Source organism: Streptomyces sp. NRRL S-920, assembly GCF_000717945.1.
Taxonomy (GTDB): domain Bacteria; phylum Actinomycetota; class Actinomycetes; order Streptomycetales; family Streptomycetaceae; genus Streptomyces; species Streptomyces alboniger.
This window is the reverse complement of record NZ_JODF01000009.1, coordinates 1-19748: the sequence shown is the minus strand read 5'-3', so window position 1 is coordinate 19748 and position 19748 is coordinate 1. Positions and strand designations below refer to the sequence as shown.

Here is a 19748-nt window from a genome sequence, read left to right as displayed (position 1 = left end):
CTTCGCGCTCCATAGGAAAGGACCAGCGTGAGCGACACCAGCGACACCGTCGTCGTCGACAACTTCCCCGGCGGAAGCATGGCCAGCCGACCCGTGCACTTCATCTGGATGCTCGACTGCTCGGGCTCCATGGGAGTGAACGGCAAGATCGGCGAGCTGAACTTCGCCATCCGCGAGGCCATTCCCGAAATGCAGCAGGCCGCCCAGTCCAACCCGGCCGCCTCCCTGCTCGTGCGGGCCATCACCTTCGCCAGCGGGGCGAGCTGGCACGTCAGCGACCCCACGCCGGTCGACCAGTTCTCCTGGGAGGACGTGCACATCTACGGCGGTACGGACATGGGCGCCGCGTTCAAACTGGCCGCCGGCGCGCTCCAGACGCCGCCGATGCCGCAGCGCGCCCTGCCGCCGGTGCTCGCCCTCGCCTCCGACGGGCAGCCCACCGACGACTGGCGGGCCGGGCTGCGCGCCATCGACGGCACCCCGTGGGGCAAGCGGGCCGTGCGCGTCGCGGTCGCCATCGGTGACGACGCCGACAAGAGCATGCTCAAGGAGTTCCTCGGCAACCCCGAGCTGGAGCCGCTCCAGGCGAAGAACCCCCGCCAGCTCGCCGCGGCCATCCGCTGGATGTCCACCGCGGTCGTCAAGGACGCCTCCACGCCGAAGGTCGACGACGGTTCGAGGCCCACGACGCCGATCGACGTCCCGTCGATGACCAAGGGCGAAGACGACATCTGGTGACGGGTCCGCAGACAGCGACCGGACCGGATCCGGTGTCCGGCCCCACGACGGCCGCACCCTGGGCGCTGCTCAGCGGCGCGGTCAAGGGAGTGGCCAAGAAGTACAGCCAGGACCGCAGCGCCGCGCTGTCCGTCGCCGGGGGCCGCGCGGTCGTCCTCGCGGTCGCCGACGGGCACGGCAGCGCCGCCCACTTCCGCAGTGATCTCGGGGCGAGTTGGGCGGTCGGGGAGTTCACCGCGTGCGCGCGGACCTTCGCGTACGAAGCGGTCCGGGTCGGCGGCGACGCCTCGGGCTGGAACGGGCTGCGCGAGGAGGCGCGCCGCCTGCCGCAGCAGGTCGGCCACCGCTGGCACGAATGGGCCCTGCTGCACGACCGCAACTCGCCCGCGCACGGCGCCCGTTCGTGTCGTGCGGGGCGTGCGGAGGCGGAGCGCGACCGCAAGGAGCCCCCGGACCTCGCCGCCTACGGCAGCACCCTCATCGGCGCCGTGCTGACCGAACGTATGGTGTTCTGCTGGCAGTTGGGCGACGGCGACATCGTGTTCGTCGACGACGGGGGCGTCCCGCACACCCCGCTCTCCACCGGACCCGACATGGGCGACGAGACCGACTCGCTCTGCGCGCCCGAGCCCTGGCGCAAGATGCGCTCGCACTGGCAGCCCTTCACGGGCGGCGCCCCGCCGTGCGTACTGCTCTCCACCGACGGGCTCTCCAAGAGCTTCGCCGACCACCAGGGGTTCCTGGACTTCGCCACGGGCCTCAGCGGCCGCGCCGCCGAGCAGGGCGTGGCGGCGGTCCAGAGCCAGTTACCGGACTGGCTGGCGCGGGCCGCCCAGTTCTCCGGGGACGACACGACCCTCGTGGGCGCCATCGCGGCGCCCGCGCGGCGCAGCGACGAATCGTAAGGGCAGAAAGGCAGAGAGGAACAGAATGGTGAACGGCATGCTCGCCGCCGGAAAGACCCTGGTGGCCGAGTCGGGGGAGAAGCTCAAGGTCGCCGAGCTATTCGGCTCCGGCGGCCAGGGCGAGGTCTACCGCGTCACGACGCCCACCGGCGACCACGCGGTCAAGTGGTACTACCCCCAGCTGGCCGACGCCCGTCAGCGGGAGATCCTCGAAGGGCTCATCGCCAAGGGCTGGGACGACGACCGCTTCCTGTGGCCGCGCTCCATCGTGATGGACCCCGCGGGCAAGCAGCCCGGCTTCGGCTACCTCATGGACGTACGGCCCGCCCGCTTCTGCGACCTGCCCGCCCTCTTCCGCCGCGACCCCTCGGTGTCCGCCGCGACGATGCGCACCCTGGTGACCGTGGCGCTGCACACCGTCGAGGCGTACCGCGCGCTGCACTCCCGGGGCATCGCCTACCGCGACATCAACTGGGGCAACATCTTCTTCGACCCGCGCACCGGCGACGTCCTCGTCTGCGACAACGACAACGCCGTCGTGGAGGGCGCCGAGGCGGGCGTCGCGGGCACCATGGACTTCATGGCGCCCGAGCTGGTGCGCGGCGACAAGGGCACCCAGCCCGGCACCCAGAGCGACCTGCACTCGCTCGCCGTCCTCCTCTTCTATCTCCTGATGAACGATCACCCACTCAATGGCGCCCTGGAGTTGAACATCCGCTGCCTCGACATGGCCGCCAAGCGCAAGCTGTACGGCACGGATCCCGTCTTCGTGTACGACCCCAAGGACACCCGCAACCGCCCGGTGCCCAGCGAGCAGCCGACCGTCGTGGCCAGTTGGAACGCGCTGCCGCAGATCCTGCGCGACCTGTTCGTGCGTACGTTCACGGACGGCCTGCACAACCCCTCCCTGCGGGTGCGCGAGTCACAGTGGCGCGAGGCGCTCAGCCAGGTCCTCGACGCCATCACGCAGTGCGGCGCGTGCGGCAAGCAGAACCTCACCCAGCCGGACGGAGCCCCGCCCAACTGCTGGAAGTGCCGCACCACCCTGACCCTCCCGCCCCGCCTCGAACTGCTCACGGGCACCGGCACGCTGCGCACCCGGCGAGGCATCCGCCTCGCTCCCAGCGCCCGCGTCTACGCCCATCACCTGCGCGACGACCCCGACCGCCACGACTTCACCGCCGTGGTCGGCGAGGTCACCGAACACCCGCAGCAGCGCGGCCGGTTCGGCCTCACCAATCGTACGAAGTCGGTGTGGACGGCGCGCAAGGACGACGGCACGGTCCGGGACGTGGAACCGGGCAAGACGATCGCCCTGCGCTCGGGACTGCTCATCGAGTTCGGCGGCGGCACGGAGGCCGTGGTCAAGGAGTGACGCGGGAGCGCCTCACGGCCGCCACCAGCGCCGCCACCACCCCCGCCACCAGGGGGGATCGGAGGGCGGCGGTGGCGGTGGCGGCGGGGGCGCCGCGGGGAGCGTCGCGCGGGCCGGGGGCGTGTCGATCGCGACCGCGTCGGGGCGGGGCAGCGGCACCGCGGTGACCACGCACTCGTCGGCGGACACGGGGATCTCCACGCGCCCGGCGAGCAGCGCGCTGCGTGCCACATGCCGCTCCCCGCCCCGCAGGCCGTCGCCCCACGCCACGCGGACGAGGACCGCCGGTTCGGGCCAGTCGAAGCACACCTCGGCCCGGTCAGCGCCGACCCGACGCACCATCAGGTCGCTTATGGGCGCCGGGTGTTCGATGACCAGGCTCGGTCCGGACACGGCCCGGCCGCCGAGCACGCTCACCGCCGTCACACGGACGCGCCGCTCGGGCCGCGGTGTCAGCTCGGCGCACGACTCGGCGCCGGCCGACCGCGCAGGGACGGCGTCCACCGCGCCCACGAGGTCCGACACGTCCGTGCCCGGCGGGACGGGGCCCGCCGTCCAGGGGAGGAGCAGCCCGTCGCCGACGGCGGGGGGCCGCCAGGCGATGGTCACGCGCTCGCCGTCCGCGTGCCGCCGTACGGTGAGTTCCTCCACCGGCGACGGCCACCGCTCGGCACGCTCGGTGAGGGTGACGCCGCGGGACCACACGAGGTCGCCGTCCGGATCGCGGTAGCCGCAGCGCACCTCGTAGGTGTACGTCCCCGGTGCCAGGGGCGCGTCGAGCAGCCCGTCGTGTGCGCAGGGGACCCGCACCAGCGACGCCCCGCCCCAGCCCTCGGTGGCGTCACCGAAGCCCGAGCGCGTCACCCGTACCTCGGCAGCCGCCGGGTCGGGCCGCCAGCGCAGCCGCACCCCGCCGGGGACGACGGTGGCGCGCAGCTCCGTCACCACGGGGGTGAGCAGCACCGGCCCCGTGACGCGGGGCACCCCGGCGATGCGATCGCGGCGCAGCGGGACGACGGCGTATCTCAAGGGGCGGCCCACCGGGGCTTCGGTGTCGACGCTGCCGAGGCCCGTCTCGCCCGCCGCCGTCTCGACCGCCAGCTGGGGAGCGCCGTCGGGAAAGCGCAGGACGCGGTAGGTGACGCCGGGGGCGTGGCGCGGCGGCGCGCACCAGGACAGGCGTACGGCCCGGTCGTCGGTCACGGCGCCGACCTCGGCGTCCGCCGGGGCGAAGGGGTCGTCGGCAAGGAGCGAGGCCACGCGCAGCAGCTCCGTCTGGGCGTGCGGGTCGTCCCGCGCCAGGCGCAGCGCGCCGAGCCGGGCGGTGGCGGCGGCGCGCAGCGCGCCCTCGGCCTCGGACCGTGCGGCCTCGGCGGTGAGCCGGTCGACGTCCGCGGCTCGCGCGCGTACGGAGCCCACCAGTGCGGTCAGGCGGTGGTCCTGCGGCCCGTCCGGGGAGTCGGAGCCGCGCGGCAGCCGTGCCACGATCCGCTCCGCCTCGCGCAGCCGCGGGCCCGGCCATACGTCGTTGAGTGTTTCGGCGGCATGCCGGGCGGGCCCGGCGCCGGGGAATCCGGCGGCGACCGCCGCGGCGAGCTGTCCCGCCTCGCTGCGGTGCACTCCGAGCGCCACCGCCTCGGCGGCCCCCGGGCTGTCACCGGCGTCCGTGAGGAGGCAGCACACCTCCCACAGGACGATGCGGCGCAGGCCCATCGCGTCGTCGAGCAGGACCGTCTCAAGAGTGTCCACCAAGGCCGCGGCCCGCTGGGCACGAGGCTCCCCGGAGGCCTGCCAGCGGGCGCCCGCCCGCTGGACGTAGGGCCGGTCGACGCGCTGCCAGATGCCGCCGCGGCCGGGGAACCAGAGGCCGTCGAGCACCCGGAAGCCGTCGTCCGTGTCGGCCCTCGGGAGCGTGCCGAACAGGGCGTCCGTCGCGGGCGCGGCCGCCGGGGCCCGCAGCACCTCCGCCGCGTGCCGGAAGCCCGCCTCCCGCATGGCCTCGCGCAGCGCGAGGTACCCGCGCATGCCGGGGCAGCGGGGCAGGGCGGGCAGCGGCGGGCGGGCGCCGCTCCCCTTCGGGTGTTCGCCGGGGCGCAGGACCGCCATGCCTCAGCCGCCCGGCGCCGTGTAGAAGTACACGCGGACCACGGCGGTCTCGGGCCGCTTGCCGAGGTTGTGGAAGTCGTCCGTCGCCGTCTTCTTGGTGAACATCTCCGGACGGCCCTTGCCGAGCAGGCCGTTCACGCGGTGGGCGTAGACCGTGCCGTTCGGGCCGCCGCCGAAGGTCAGTACGAGCGCGGCCCGGCGGCCCGACCACTTCCGGGTGCCCTTCGAGATCTGCGCGACGAGGTCGCCCTTGCCCCGCCCCGACACCCGGAACTCCTGCGGGTCGCGGTCCACGGCGAGGGGCCCGGTGGGGGTGGGGGAGGGCTTGCCGCCCTTGGACGGCGAGGGCTTGGGGCGGTCGTCGGCCTGCGGGTCGGGGCGGTCGGCCATGGACACGAGTGCGAGGACGAGCAGCAGGTCGGCGAAGAGCCACCCCGCGAGGAACACCACGCTGAACCGGCCGCCACGCCCGCGCACCGGCCCCCCTCGGCTCACGCGGGGCCCCCGTCACGGGGCGCGGGCGGGGGCAGCCGGGTCGTCGGCGGGTCCGCGGGCGGGCTCGGCGCGGGTACGGGCGAACCGTCCTCGGCGGCATGCCCAGGGGCCGCCCCGCTGTCGGCTGCCCCGGCTCGCCCTGGACGCGGCTCGCTCGCGCTCCCGTTCGAACCGCCGGAACTGTACGAGCTGCCCGAGCTGCCCGAGCCGTACGAGCTGCCCGAGCCGTACGGGCCGCCGCTCGGGCCGAACGCCCCGCTCTGGGAGCCGTACGCCCCGCTCGGGGAGCCATGTGCACCGCCCGAAGAGCCATACGCCCCGCCCGAAGAGCCGTACGCCCCATTGGTATTGCCCCTGCCGGGCGACGCGCCGTAAGCCTCGCCTCGCGGCGACAGCGAGGGCAGGGCGGTCGCCAGCGTGTCCATGCGGGCGTCCAGGCGGGCCGCCGCGTCCTGCCAGTGGGCCGCCGCCGCGTCCCACCGCTCCGTGGCCTCGCGCATGCCGTCCACCGCGTCGCCCGTGCGGCCCGTGCTCGACACCAGGGCCTGAGAGGCCAGCTCGGTCGCCTTCGCCACCGACTCGGACTTCGTGACGAGCGTCTGCTGCGCGGCGACCAGCGCCTTCAGGGAGGCCTCGACCGTGTCGCCCGCCGCCTTGACGTGGTCGGCGATCCCGCGGGCCGCGAGCGCGTTGGCCCGGCCCGCCTTCGCGGTCGCCGCCGCGCCGTCGCGCAGGGTGGTGTCGATGCGGTCCGCCGCGGCGCCGAGCTTGGGCACTTCCTTCGTGAGGGACAGCGCCGCGTTCTTCAGGGCGTCGGTGGCATGCCCCACGGACGCCGTGGCCCCGCTGAGCGCCTTGTGGCTCTGCTCCGCCTTCGCCGCGACGTCGCCCATCTCCTTGGCGGCCTGTCTCAGCTCCGCGATGAACTGCTGCGGCGTCGCGCTGCGGTACGGCGCGAGCACCATCTGCGTACGGGTGAGCACCGACGCCAGCTGGGCGAGGAGCAGCTCCCGCTCCGCCTCCCGCTCCGCGTCGTCGCGCTCGGCGCGCACCCGCACGCGCGCGTGCCACACCGAAAGGCCCACGAGCAGGGCGATGAGGAGTACGGCCATCAGCGCCACGTTCTCGAACCGCCCGAGCGACGACAGATGGCCGCCGAAGCCCGTCTGCCACAGCTGGAGGAAGGGGCGCGTCGCCTGCTTGGGGTCCTCGTCGGCCAGCTCGCCGTACGCCCGCACGGCCTCCCGCAGTCCGAACCAGGTGATCAGCAGCGGAATGAAGACGAGCACCCCGAGGGCCGCCTCCAGGAGCCGGTCATGCCGCCCGGATGTCCGTTCGGGGGGTGTGCGTACGCTCTCCGGTCGTACGTACGTCTGTACGAGGTCGACCTCCGCCCAGCTGTCGAGCCGGGTCATCGTGCCCATGTCCCGGTGCAGCGCGGTCAGTTCGGCGCCGCGAGGCTCCAGCGCGCGCAGGGCGGCGAGTCGCTTCAGCTCCGTGATGATCACGGCCTTGTCGAGCAGTTGGTCGGGCGTCAAGCGCGTTCCCCTCCATGACTCACGGCCGGCCTCTATCCGAGGACGTCCCCCCTGCCGCGCCGGTTCCTGCCGTCACGGTTGAGCCGCGCCAACAGCGCCTCGGCCGCGGAGTGTTCAGGGTCCCACGTCAGACACTTCCCCAGGGCCTCAATGGCCTCATCGCGCTCACCGCGCCGGTCCAGCTCCACGGCGTGCCGGTAGGTGCGCTCGGCGAGCAGGCCGCGCACCCGTACGTTCGTCGGATCGTGGTTGTACGCGCACTTCAGCCACTGCTCGGCGCCGGTGAAGTGCTCCGGCGACATATCGGCCATCGCGGCCTCGCAGTGCACGTCGATCATCGCGTCCAGCATGTCGGCGCCCGTCGGCCTGGTCGCCGCGTCCTGCCAGGCGAGGTGCGCGACCCGCACGGCGTGCTCGTACCGGCCGAGGGACAACAGCGCTCGGGCGCGGGCCAGTTGGCGCTGGGAGGCGTAGTCGAGGGCGGGCGCGGGCTCCGGTGCGGGCAGCGGGGGCCGGGAGTCCGGGTGCGGGGGAGCGGCCGGCCGGGCGGTCGGCGCGGGATCGGACCGGGGCGAGGGGCGGTCGAGGTCGTCCAGCAGCTCCTGGGCCTCGACGATGATCTCGCGCAGCAGGGCGCCGGCCTCTCGCGGGCGCCCCTGCCGGACGAGCAGCCGCGCCTGTTCCACGTCGCGGGCGCCATGGCTCGCGCGTTCCTCCCGCCCGCCGTGCGGGGCGGTGGCCTCGCGGGGGTCTCGTACGGCGGCGCGCGCGGGCCGCCGATCGCGTGCGGCATCGTCATCCTCTGGGGCACCCGGGTCCCGTGGTTCCCGTACCTCTTCGGCATCGACCCCCACCAGCGTCGCCGTCAGCGGCGGCGCGTCCGAGAGGGTGTCCTGGGCCGGCGCCGCCGGTTCCAGAGGGCCCTCCTCCAGGGCCGAGGACCCCGAGGACGACGCGCCGCCCGCGAGCCGCACCGCGTGCTTCAACGCGCCGAGCGCCAGCAGCTCGGGCGGCGCCTGGACGCTGCGCTCCCCGAGCCCGGCGGTCCGCGCACGCACCTGCTCCATACGGGTGCTGCCCCCCACGAGCAGCAGCGTGTCGACGTCCGACGGCTCCATCCCCGTCTGGTCGAGCAGCGCCCGCGCCCGGTCGAGGGTGCGCCGCACATGACGGTCCAGATACGCGTCGAGGTCGGGCCGCTCGATCCGCAACCACAGCGGGACCCCGGCGCCGGGCATCATGTCCAGCACCGCCGCCTCCGGGCCGCCCGGCGACCCGAGCGCCTCCCGCGCCTCCTGCCCGCGCGCGCGAAGGCCCTGCCACACGGCCGCGTCGAGCCCGGTGACCGAGGACGGGGCGCGGTGCCTGCGCAGCAGCCGGACCGCCGACGACAGCAGCGCCGCGTCGAACGCGCGCCCCCCCGACGTGGTGCCGCCCTCATACCCCAGCGAGCGGAAGTGCCCGCGCACACTGCGGACCAGACCCAGCTCGAACCCCTCGTACCCCATGCCGTACACCAGGCACGTGCCACTGTCCCGTTCCGTCATATGACCGATCACCGCGGCCATGGAGTCGCTGACCAGCCGCGCCGGGTCGAGCCCCGCCTCGCGCGCCGCGTCCCGCAGCGCCGCCCGCTGCGCCGAGCCGAACCGCGCGGGCACACTGATCACGGTCTGCGTCACCCGTCCGGGCGCCGCCGCCTCCACCCGCTCCCGCACGGACCGCAGCAGCCGCACGACGAGCTGGTCCGCGTCCACGGGCTTGTCCCCGACCCACACCGGGCGCCCGCTGCCCAGGCGGCTCTTGAGGCTGGGGAAGGTCACCGGCAGCTCCCCCGTCTCGGCGGGCTCGCACAGCAGCCACGGCCCGTCCTCCGCGCCCGCCTCCAGGCGCCGCCCCGGCCGGCCCGGCAGCGCGAAGAGCACCCGCACCCCCGTGGCGCCGAAGTCGATGCCGAGACTGACAGCGGCCGCCCCCGGCGCGGGGCGGCCGTCCTGCCGCGGCTGGCTCATCCGCCGGCCGTCTCTTCGGCGAACCGCAGGATGCCCTCGTAGTCCGGCCTGTCGGGGAGCGAAGGCACCGCACGCTCGGACTGCGCGACCGCCACCAGGTTCACGAGGTTGCGCGCCTGCTGGGCGGTCTGGACGTTGTTGCCCTGCCGGTGCGCCTGCTTGACGTACTCGACCGCTTCGTTGATCTGCCGGACCGTCTCCGGAGGAGCGCCCTCCGACGCCAGCTCGGCCTGCCGGAACTGGCTCGCCAGACCGCACTGGCGGTACATGTCGTCCAGCAGCAGCTCGGTCAGGCGCTTGTATTCGTTGCTGTCGCCCATCGTGACGGCCCGCTGCGCCTGCTCGATGTCCCTGCGGACCTTCATCGCCTGCACCGGCTCGATATAGGGCCCGTACCGCTTCAGGAAGTGGTCGGCCTCCCGCTCGGCGAGGGCCAGCTGCTCGCGCAGGACGGCGCTGTCCAGCTCCTCCACCGGCTCGGGCGGCGGGGTGCGCGGCTTCTCCCGGTTCGGCGTGGCCTCCAGGACCATGTCCGTGCCGCGCACGCTGATCTTCACCGTGATGATGCGGTCCGCGGAGTAGTTGAAGGAGACGTCCACCTGGCGGTTGATCTCGATCTCCTGCGGCAGTTCGAACTCCACCACGCCCTGCTCGTGGTTCTCGCTCGCCACCTTGCTGTCGCCCTCGTAGACCGGCACCCGGATGCGGCGGCTGTCCGTCGCGTGGAACGTGCGCTGGCGCGGCTCGGAGAGCGGGTACGGCGAGCCCGCCTCGATGATCTCGACGAACACGTCGCGCTGGCTGCCCTTGATCGCGGCGATGCCCATCGCCATCGGCGTCGACTCGTACAGCCCCGTGTCGCCCTTGGAACGCCCGTCGGCCAGGCTCCTGCCGCAGGCCGCGCAGGCGCTCGCCCCGTACTCGTTGACCTTCGCGCAGCCCGCGTCGGAGCACTCCACGCCCCGCAGCGTCTCGGCGAGGACGCCCGCGCCGAACGCGACGCACTCCATGGGGTTGATGTTCCTGCGCACCTTGTCCGCGCCGAAGAACGCCTCGACCGCCTCGTACACGGGCCGCGTGAGCGTGCCGCCGCCCACCAGCAGCACGTCCGAGATGTCGTCGGTCGAGAGTTCGTAGCGCGCCAGGGTCTCCTGGACGAGCGACATGGTGCGGCCCACCAGCGGCGCGATCATCGCGGTGAACTCGCGGCGCGTCAGGTTCATCTCGACGTCGAGCACGCCGTTCTCGCCCTTGTACGCGGCGGGGATCACGATGTACGTGTCCTCCATGTCGTTCAGCTCCCGCTTGGCGCGCTCGGCGGCCTTCTTCGCGTGGAAGAGGAACGCCTTGTCGCCGGACGGGTCCACGTGGTGCTCCTCGCGCATCCACGTGATGATGCGCTCCACGATCGCGAGGTCGAAGTCGTCCCCGCCCAGCCAGATGTCGCCGGCCGAGCGCAGCACCTGGAACTGGCTCCTGCCCTCCTGGTCCTTGACCGCGTTCAGTACGGAGATGTCGAACGTGCCGCCGCCGAGGTCGTAGACCAGGACCCGGCTGCGCGCCCCGCCGGGCTTGTGCAGGCCGAAGGCGACCGCGGCGGCCGTCGGCTCGTCCACGATCTTCTTCACCACCAGGCCCGCCTTCTCGGCGGCCTCGCGCGTGGCGGCGCGCTGCGCGTCACGGAAGTACGCGGGCACGGTGATGACCGCGTGCGTCACCGGCTCGCCGAGGGTGCGCGAGGCGTCCCTGACCAGCTTGTCCAGGATCACGCTGGAGATCTCGGCGGGCGTGCGGGCCCGGCCGCCGAGCACCACGTGCGCCCGCGGGTCCTCGTCGGGCCCCGCGACGATCTCGTAGCTCATCCGGTCGCGGGCCTGCGCCACCGACGCGTCGGCGAAGTCCCGGCCCATCAACCGCTTCACGGAGACGATGGTCTCCTTGGGCTGCCTGATCGCCCAGTTCAGCGCGTCCTCGCCGACCAGCGGCTGGTCCTTGCCGTCGCGGCTCTTGATCCCGACGACCGACGGGGTGAGCCGCTCGCCCTTGCTGTTGGTGAGCACCGCGATGTCCGCGCGGTGCGGATCGTGGGCGGCAACCGCGCTGTTGGTGGTGCCGAGGTCGATGCCGATGGCCTTCATTCCCGCTCCGTCCCTTGCTCCGTGCCGCCGTCCACGGCGACAACAACCCGGGCGGCGCGCAGCACTTGCCCCCGGTATCGATACCCGCGCTGGAGGATCTCAAGGACCTCGTCGTCGGCGCTCCCGGGCGGCGCGGCACGTACCTCGGTCACCTGGTGCGTCGCCGGTTCGGCCCGCTCGCCGACCCGCCCGACCCGCTCAAGACCCTCTTCGGCGAGCGCCGCCTCCAACTGCCCGGCGATCAGCGCGAGGCTCCTTCTGTACGTCTCCACATCGCTCGCCGCGCCGTCCGAGAGCAGCCGGTCGAAGGAGTCGAGGGCGTCGGCGCAGCGCAGCAACAGCCGTTCGGTGAGCGCCTGATGGACCGCGTCGCGGGCGGCCAGGTCGCGGGCGTGCTCGTAGGCGAGCCGGGCCGTCGGGTCAGACATCGAAGCGGATCAGATCGTCCAGGAGGCGCGCGGTGACCTCCGGGAGCGGGTGCCCGGGGCGCTCCTGGGGCGTGGCCTCGTCCGCATGCCCCGGGGACGCCGTCTCGACGGCCAGGTGCCGGTCGACCTCCGCTGCCGCCACCGGGAGTTCGGCGTCGAGGTCGACGTCGTACAGGAGCAGATCGACGAGCATTCTGCGGCGTACGACGCGCAGCTCGTCCCACGCCTGCTGGGTGACCGGCGTCATCAGGTGCCGGGCGAGCAACTCGAAGGAGACGTCCCGCATGTCGGCGTGGGTCGTCCAGGGCGTCACACCGGCCGGGGCGAGCGCGTCGTAGGGGAAGGGGCCCTCCCAGCTCGCGTCGGGGTCCTTGATCACGCGACACTGCCTCCTGCTTCGTTCTCGGGGGTCCCCTGTCCGGGGCTCAGCTCGGCGAGCCAGCGGCGCACCGCGTCCAGGAGCGCGCGCCGGATCCGGCTGTCGGTGGGATCCGCGCGGGTGGCGCGGATCAGGTGGTGCAGCGCCCACAGGATCTCCCCGCGGCGCAGCGCCCGCTCCGCCTTGTCCGTCAACTCCGCCGCCCAGCACGGCAGATCGTCGTCGTCGGGCGGGGTCTCCTGGCCGTCGCTGCGGATCAGATCGCCCATCCCGCCGACGCCGAGGTGCCGGGTGAGGAGCTTCTCCAGCTCGTCGAGGGACTCGCTCAGCGTCTCGCGGTAGCGGTGGGTCAGCGCCTGCCCGAGGCCCACGTCGAGCAGACCCAGCGCCTCGTGGAGGAGTCCCAGGCGGGCCGGTACCTCGTACGTCCGCTCGTCGAGGGTGAACACGAGGGCCCGCGCGAGGTTGTCGCGGGCGTGGCTCGACTCCGGGTTGAGGGCGAGGGCGCGGCGCAGGTCGGCCTCCGCGCCGTACACGTCGCAGCGCATGCCGTGCTTGGTGCAGGTGTAGCCGCGCCACACGCCCCGCAGGGACAGCAGCGCCGACAGCCTGCCGTTGAGCCGGCCGAGCAGGTCGCGGTCGAGCGGGTGCAGTACGGCGGTGGCGGACTCGACGAGCAGGACGGCCTCGTCCAGACAGGGGCCGAGCTGCGTGCCCTCCTCGTCGGCGAGGGCCTCGGCCCGGCCGAGGACCGTGCGGATCACGGCCTTCTTCGAGCGGGCCTGCATCCCCGCGTCCCGGGAGACCCGCACCAGCTCCCGCCAGTGTTCAAGGGCCTCGTCGAGCCCGCCGTCACCGCGCGTCAGGGCGGCCCTGGCGAGCGCGAGCCGCACGTGCACGGCCAGTTCGACGCCGTCCTGGAGGAGGCGTGCGTGGCGGCTCGGCAGACGTACGTAGGCGGGGTTGCGCAGCAGGAAGTCCTTGCAGTGGTCGCACTCCTCGGCGTGCCCGGCGCGGGACGCGGGGCCCGCGCAGTCGTCGGGGAGGGTGCTCAGCGTGCGCAGGGCGGGCAGTGCGCGCAAGGCGGGCCCGAACTTGCGCACCTCGCACAGGGCGAAGCTCCGCGCCAGCTCCGAGAAGGCCCAGCGCAGTTCGCGTACCGCGTACTCGCCGGGGTCCTTGCCCTGCTGGGCCGCCGCGTCCAGGCTCGCCACCAGATCACCGAGGGGCGCCTGGAGCCGCAGCAGCCGCAGATAGCGCGGGCCGCACGCCAGCGTGGCGCGCGCACCCGGCACCGACGGCAGGCCGCCCACGTCCTTCAGCACCCGGGCGCCGCCCAGCTCGGACTCCAGGACACCGGCCAACGCCTGGTAGGCGGCGGCCTGTCCGGGCCGGTCCTGCTCGGTGTGGCGCTGCTCGTAGGCCGACAGCTGGCCGAAGAGGTGCTGGCTCAGCTCCCAGCGCAACGACGCCATGTCCTCGTGGGTGAGGTCGCGTTCGTAGCAGACGGCGCGCTCGGCACGCCAGCCGTCCCAGTACTCGTCGTCGCTGAGCAGCGTCGCCCAGTACGCGAGCGCCGACTCCCAGGCGCCCACGGCGTGTTCCCAGGCGCCGCTCTGCTCCAGCTCCTGCGCCTGCCACAGCCGGGCCGCGGCCAGCCCGTGCACCACGTCCATGTCACCGGGCGCCTCCTTCAGGCGCCGCTCCCACTCGGCGGCGGCGGCCTCGCGGTCGCGCGCGAGGAGCAGGAGCAGCGGGGCGTCCTTCGGGAAGCGCTCGCACAGCGCGTCCAGGAGGCCGGGCCCCTCGTCCGGCGAGAGCCCGGCGAGGGCGTCGCGCAAGGCTTCGGGGGAGTGCCAGCGGTAGAGCAGGGCGTCCAGCCGCAGCCGTCGGGCCGGCAGGCGCAGCCGCTCCAGCGCGACACGCTCGTGCCACGACATGGAACCGCGCTCAAGGAGTGCGTACGAGGCGTTCTTCACCACGTCCATGGAGGCGCCGGGATCCACGCCCGCGTCCCGGAGCGCGAGATACGGAAAGGCCTGGTCCTGTACGGCGAAGGGGTCGGCGACCAGGGGCGCGCTGGTCAGCCCGTCCGCCCAGGGGAGCAGCCCGACCAGCCGCCGCAGCCTGCGGCAGCGCACGTCGGCGCGGTCCAGGACACCCCGGGCCCGCTCGTACGCGGCGACGGCCGCGCTCCACTTCCCCGCCGCCTCAAGCAACCGCCCCTTCGCGTAGGCGAGATGAGCGTCGGCGTCCTGGTGCCCCGGGCACTGCCGAAAGGCATCGGCGGCCCGCTGCCACTCCTGGTGCGCGTCGGCGAGACGCCCGCGCGCGTAGGCGGCGACGGCGTGGGCGTCCCGGTGCGCCCCGAGAGCGTCGGCCTCGGCGGCGGCACGGGCCCAGTCCCCTTCGGCCTCGGCGAGCCGCACGCGCGCGTACCGCCCGCGCGTGGCGGCGTCCACACCGTGCGCCTCCTCCCGCTCCAACTCCTCGTACGCCTCGACGACCCCTCGCCACGCCGCGGCCCCGTCAGCACCCTCTTCGGCGATCCGGGCCCGCACGTAACGCCGCCGCGCCCGGACGTCGGCCCACTGCTCGTCCATCACTTCGTAGACGCCGAGCGCGTCCTGCCACCGTCCGTCCAGTTCGCGGGTGCGGGCGAGGGCGTAGTGGTAGAGGTGGGCGGGTTCGTCCACGGGGGTGGTGCCGGATGCGGGGGGTGCGGGCGGCGGGCCGGGCGGGAGCGGTGCGCCGCGCAGCGGCGGGGGGAAGGCGCGGGCGTGGATCTCACAGGCCCTCGCCCAGTCGCCCGCCTCCTCCGCCCTGCGGCCTTCCGCCTTGCGGCGCAGGGCGGCCACCGTGCCCTCGCGGGCCTCGTCCGGTACACCGGTGAGGAGGCCGAGGACCGCCGCCCAGTCGGCACGCCGATCGGCGGCCACGCGCGCGCGTGCGTAAAGGCGCCGCACGCCGACCTCGCCCTGCGCGTACGTGTCGGGCAGCCGCCCGAATCCATCGATGACCCCGCCCCACTCGCCCCGCTCGTCGGCGGCCCGCCCGCGGGAGTACAGCACCCGGTCCGGTACGTCCGTCAGCTCGGAGGGCAACCCGGCGAAGTGGGCGAGCGCCTGCGCCCAGCGGCCCTGCTCCTGGCAGAGCCGGCCCTCGGCGTACGCGCGCAGATGGAGCGTGTCGGAGGGCAGACCGCCCCCGGCGTCACCGTCGGCTGCTTCCCCGAATGCCTTCGCCGCCGCGCCCCAGTCACCCGATGCCATCGCCGACCGGCCCTGCACATAGCGTCGGAGCGGCCCCGTGGCACGGTACTCGCCCGGCAGGGGCGCCAGTTGGGCCAGCGCGGCCGTCCAGTCGGCGGACTCCGCGGCGGCGAGGGCGCCCTCGTACGCGCGGTGGCGCAGCTCGCCGAGCCACGGCTCCGCGTCCCAGCCCCGCGCGGCCGCCGCCGACAGGTCGGTGACCGCGTCCACGACGCGGTCCGCGTCCGCCGCCGCACGCCCCCGCGCGTACAGGAGCCGCACCCCGCTGTCGAGGAAGCCGTCCGCCGAGCCGTAGCCCGTCACCGCCGCGGCCCACGCGCCCGCCGCTTCCGCCGTCCGTCCCTCGGCATACGCGCACCAGTCGGCCCGCTCGGGCCCCGCCTGCGCGAACGCCTCCCGCGCGCCCGGCCAGTCCCCGTCCCGCGCCGCCGCCCGGCCGCGCGCGTAGGCAGCCCGCCCCGCCGCGTCCTCCAGATCCGCGCACGCCCCGTACGCGGCCAGCGCGGCGGGCCAGTCCTCGCTCGCCTCGGCGGCCCGCCCCGCCACGTACGCGGCCCACGCCGCGGCCGTACCGTGGCCGGGGCGCAGCGCCAGGACGGCGGCGTACCCCCGCGAGGCCGCCGCCCAGTCGCCCGCCTGCCGCGCCCGCTCGGCGGCCTCGCAGGTCCGCGCCACGTGCAGTTCGTCGCGGGCGGCCGCGAGCCGCTCCACCACGTCCCGCAGTCCGCCGGGCCGCGCGGCGAGCACGTCCTCGTAACGGCTGATGGCGGTGGGCCAGTCCGCCGACGCCTCCGCGGCCCGCGCCTCGTCGACGAGCGCGGCCAGGCGCTCCAGCTCGGCCACCTCCGCCTCCAGGCAGCCCGGCACCGCGCCCGGCAAGGCCCGCCGGACTACGTCGAGTTGGGCCACGGCGGCGGCCGCGTCCCGCTCCCCGGCGAGCAGCGCGCACAACTTGTCGACCTGGGGCCAGGCCAGCTCGAAGTCGGCCTCGGCCCGCATCCGGCGCTGCTCATCGGCGTAGCTCTCGGCCGGTGTCCGCAGGATCCGCTGCACCTGCGCCCACTCGCCCCGGTCCCGCTGGAAGCGCGCCGCGCCGATCAGGACGGCCGAGCCGACGTGGCCGACGGGGCTCTGGAGCGTCTCCAGCGCGTGCGCGCCCTCCAGCAGCGGGTCCGGCTCCGCCCGGTCCCGTACCTCCCGTGCCTTGAACAGCCACCCCTGCCGGCAGCCCTCGTGCAGGAACAGCGTGGGCGTCGCCCACTCCACCGCCGTGTGCTGCGGCATGTGGGAGATGCGCAGCCGCGCCGCGGCCACCGACTCGTCGACGGTCCTGTTGGCCGCGATGCCCTTCAGCAGCTCCGGGCTGAACGCGCCCGCCGATGCATCGCTGACCAGCCCCCGCATCGCCACCACCGCGGGCACGCCGCCGCCGATCAGCGCCTGCGCGAGCCCGGAGAAGGGTTCGAGGTGCGAACTGTCCGCGCCGAAACAGAGGTTGAGGGCGACCAGCCGCAGCCGACGGGACTTCAGCAGGATCCCGCTGAGCAGATCCGCGGGCACCCGGTCGCTGCCACCGCTCTCCGTCTCCAGGGCCACCACGCCCTTGCCCAGCTCCTGGTCGTACTCGCCGTGCGCGATCAGTACGACGGCCGTGGGGAGTTCCTGATCCTCGGCGAGCGCCGACTCCAGACCCGCGCGCGTGGCCCGCTCGAGCACCCTGGTCTTCACGGCGACATCGGGCAGATCGTGGCGCAGGGCGGCCACCTCCGCCGACGTCCGCAGCTGGGCGAGGTCCTTGGGGGAGGCGCAGGCCACCACGAGCCGGATCACGCTCGGCTCGTCCGTCGGCCCCGGCAGCCGCTGTCCGAGGGACCCGCCCGGCAGGGAACGCGCCAGCGAGTAACCGTGGTTGAGGGCGAAGGCCTGCTGCGGGCTGCCGGGCGGCCCGCACAGCGACTCCACGGGGAGGTCGCGAAGCTCGGGCGGCAGGTCGAAGCGGAGCCGGAGCCCGCGCTGCCGCGACATTCCCTGCGCGCGGTCGTACGCGGCCTCGACACAGGCGCCGACACGGGTACCGATCCCCTCGCGGTCCTCGCCCTCGGCCCCCTGGCGGTCCTCCTCGTGCCCGCTCTCCTCCGGTTCCTTGCCCTCGCCGCCGAACAGCAGGCGGAACACCCCGCGCCCCAGCTCCCGCAGCTGCGTCACGGTGTGCAGTTCGCCCATCGGGGCCAGGCAGAGTTCCGCCGCGATCAGCCGGTCCCACTGCTCGCGGAGCGCCGCGGGCTCCGCGCCGACCGTGATGATCTCGGCGGCGGCCGCCGGGCCGTTGGCGGTCACGAGATAGCGGTCACCGCCGACGCGGCGGACCCGGATGCGCAGTTCCTCGTAGGTGAGCACGGCCGTCACCGCTCGCTCTCGTCGGGCTGCCACATCACGTGGTCGAGGTCGGCGACGGCGGCTTCCCGCTGGTCCTCCAGGTCGGGGTCGTCGGGGAAGTGCTCCAGGGCGGCGGTGAGCTGGTCGATGGCCTCGCGCAGGGTGTCCCGGGCGCCGGACAGGCTGCCCGAGCCCCAGCGGGCGGCGGCCAGGCGGCGCAGCACGATGCCGAGGCTGACCTGGGTCCGCAGCAGGTGCGGGTTGAACGCGACGGAGCGGCGCAGGTCGGCGGCGGGCTGGTCGAGCGGCGCGTCCTCCTCGTTGGCCACGGAGATGCCCCGGTCGGCGAGGACTCGGGCCAACTGGCCCTCCAGTCGGCCCCGTTCGTTCGCGCCGATCACCGAGCGGGTCGCCTCCAGGGTGGCCACCGCGCGGGTCAACCGTCCTTCGTAGTGCGCCGCGCGGGCCGCGCCGAGCGCCATGTCGACGATGGCGGTCTGCGTCTCGCGGTACCGGTCCAGCTCCCGGCTGTGGACCAGGGCGCGGCGCCAGTACGCGGCGGCCGCCGTGAAGTCGGGCCGTTCGGCGGTGAGTTCGTCGCGCCCCATGCTGAGCCGTGCCTCCAGGGCCAGGCCGCGCGCGTCGAGGGAGAGCCTGCGGTGCCTGTCCGGAAGCCCGGCGTAACCGGGGTTCAGCTCGTCGAAGCGCGCACAGTCCGGCTCGCACACGGCCGCCGCCCCGGGCCCACCCCGCGCGCGACAGCTCGGGCAGCGCAGCTCGGACAGGGCGGCGAGGGCGTCGCCGGGCTTTCCGAGACCCAACAGCAGCTGGGCGAAGCCCAGTTCGGAGAAGGCGTAGGTGAGGGAGGTGTACGTGGTCGGGGCGCCGACGGCGGGCGTGCCCTCGACGGGGTTAAAGCCGTCCACCCGGGGCGCGTGGCCCGGCTGCGTGGCGGTGTACGCGGCGCCCGTGTGCAGCGCGCGGGCCTCCTGAGCCGCGGCGAACGCGCCGAACTCGGCCGACCTGCCCAGTTCCGCGATGCGCAGCGGCCCGCAGAAGAGGGGCACCCCGCCACCCTGCGCGGAGGGGAAGCCGCCCACGGCGGCGAGCAACTTCGCGGCGTCGGCCTCCCGCTGGAGCAGCGGTCCCGGCGCTACGCGCGTACCGGCGTCGTCGGGCATGCGCCGCTCCAGCGCCTCGCGCAGACCGGCGCGCAGGGCAGGCACCAGGGAGGCCTCCACCGCCACGCCGTACCGCCGGGCCGCGGTGGCGCGGGCCCGCTCCCAGAACCCCGCGTCGTGCAACACGGAAGCCCAGGCGGCGATACACCTCTCCCACTGGGGACCCCGCTGCCCGCCGGGTGAGTTGAGCAGGGCCAGCGCCAGGGTGTGGGTGACCCTGTGGGCGGTGGGGTCGCGCCGGGAGGCCTCGCCAAGAAGCTCCACGGCGGCGGCACGCCGGCCGCCGCGCACGAGCACCACGGCGTACAGCGGAACGAATCCGCCCGGCTCCGGGTCGAGGCCGCGGGCGGCGTCGATCAGCGCCCCGGCCCGCGCCCAACCGGCGCACTCCCGTGCGGGGTCCGCGCCACGCTCGCTCATCAGCCCCTGGAGCGCGGCCTTGCGCAGCCGCAGCGCCACCTCGCGCGCGGGGCGGCCCGAGAGCGCCGCCATGACGCAGCGGGCCTCGTCGTCCAGCGGGGCGATGCGGGAGGCGGCGCGCAGATCGCTGAGGGCGGCATCCGAGGCGCCCGCGCGCGCGTGGACGTACGCGCGTTGGATCAGGCTGCGACGGTGCGGGACGGCGCAGGCGAGCGCGGCGGTGAGGTGGCGCTCGGCGGCGGCGAGGTCACCGCGGTGCGCCGCCGCGCAGCCCAGCCAGTGCAGCGGCCCGGCAGCCGTGGGCCGCAGCTGCCGCGCCCGCTCGAACTCGACGACGGCCGCGTCGACGTCCCCGGCGGCGAGCCGCACCCGCCCCACCCCGGTC

The 19748-nt window shown here is 74.7% G+C and carries 12 protein-coding genes; 3 read left to right on the top strand and 9 right to left on the bottom strand.

Annotated features, from left to right (window positions below):
• Positions 1 to 78: 78 nt before the first annotated feature.
• Genes IG54_RS0108955 through IG54_RS0108945 form a run of 3 tightly spaced genes read left to right on the top strand, consistent with a single transcriptional unit; the run spans position 79 to position 3018 of the window.
• Complete coding sequence (locus IG54_RS0108955; protein ID WP_037896779.1) at positions 79 to 738, top strand: vWA domain-containing protein; 660 nt, start codon at positions 79 to 81, stop codon at positions 736 to 738.
• Entirely contained in the window at positions 735 to 1643 is a 909-nt protein-coding gene (locus IG54_RS0108950; RefSeq protein WP_158708845.1) for a protein phosphatase 2C domain-containing protein, read from the top strand. The genes IG54_RS0108955 and IG54_RS0108950 overlap by 4 nt, the downstream gene beginning before the upstream one ends.
• 25 nt (positions 1644 to 1668) lie before the next feature.
• Entirely contained in the window at positions 1669 to 3018 is a 1350-nt protein-coding gene (locus IG54_RS0108945; protein ID WP_199809516.1) for a protein kinase domain-containing protein, read from the top strand.
• Between the two features lie 12 nt (positions 3019 to 3030).
• Here the strand turns inward: IG54_RS0108945 and IG54_RS0108940 are convergent, their stop codons facing one another.
• From IG54_RS0108940 to IG54_RS0108900, 9 genes are all read right to left on the bottom strand, one after another.
• On the bottom strand, positions 3031 to 5124 hold the full coding sequence (locus tag IG54_RS0108940) for a hypothetical protein (protein WP_030779605.1): 2094 nt from the start codon (positions 5122 to 5124) through the stop codon (positions 3031 to 3033).
• A gap of 3 nt (positions 5125 to 5127) precedes the next feature.
• A complete protein-coding gene (locus IG54_RS0108935) occupies positions 5128 to 5601 on the bottom strand; it encodes a hypothetical protein (protein ID WP_030779591.1) in 474 nt (157 codons plus the stop codon).
• 14 nt (positions 5602 to 5615) lie between these two features.
• Complete coding sequence (locus IG54_RS37805; RefSeq protein ID WP_063756207.1) at positions 5616 to 7157, bottom strand: hypothetical protein; 1542 nt, start codon at positions 7155 to 7157, stop codon at positions 5616 to 5618.
• Between the two features lie 32 nt (positions 7158 to 7189).
• Positions 7190 to 9169 (bottom strand): Hsp70 family protein, encoded by a 1980-nt coding sequence (locus IG54_RS0108925; protein ID WP_030779585.1) that lies wholly within the window; start codon positions 9167 to 9169, stop codon positions 7190 to 7192.
• The gene (locus IG54_RS0108920; RefSeq protein ID WP_030779582.1) at positions 9166 to 11307 is read right to left on the bottom strand and encodes an Hsp70 family protein; all 2142 of its coding nucleotides are present in this window, start codon (positions 11305 to 11307) and stop codon (positions 9166 to 9168) included. The genes IG54_RS0108925 and IG54_RS0108920 overlap by 4 nt, the downstream gene beginning before the upstream one ends.
• The gene (locus IG54_RS39175) at positions 11304 to 11735 is read right to left on the bottom strand and encodes a nucleotide exchange factor GrpE (protein ID WP_030779580.1); all 432 of its coding nucleotides are present in this window, start codon (positions 11733 to 11735) and stop codon (positions 11304 to 11306) included. Before IG54_RS39175 ends, IG54_RS0108920 begins: the two co-directional genes overlap by 4 nt.
• A complete protein-coding gene (locus IG54_RS0108910; protein ID WP_030779577.1) occupies positions 11728 to 12114 on the bottom strand; it encodes a hypothetical protein in 387 nt (128 codons plus the stop codon). Before IG54_RS0108910 ends, IG54_RS39175 begins: the two co-directional genes overlap by 8 nt.
• Positions 12111 to 17816 (bottom strand): CHAT domain-containing protein, encoded by a 5706-nt coding sequence (locus IG54_RS0108905; protein WP_234336072.1) that lies wholly within the window; start codon positions 17814 to 17816, stop codon positions 12111 to 12113. The genes IG54_RS0108910 and IG54_RS0108905 overlap by 4 nt, the downstream gene beginning before the upstream one ends.
• On the bottom strand, positions 17789 to 19748 hold a 1960-nt coding region (locus IG54_RS0108900), incomplete at its 5' end, for a hypothetical protein (RefSeq protein WP_030779572.1). The genes IG54_RS0108900 and IG54_RS0108905, both read right to left, overlap by 28 nt.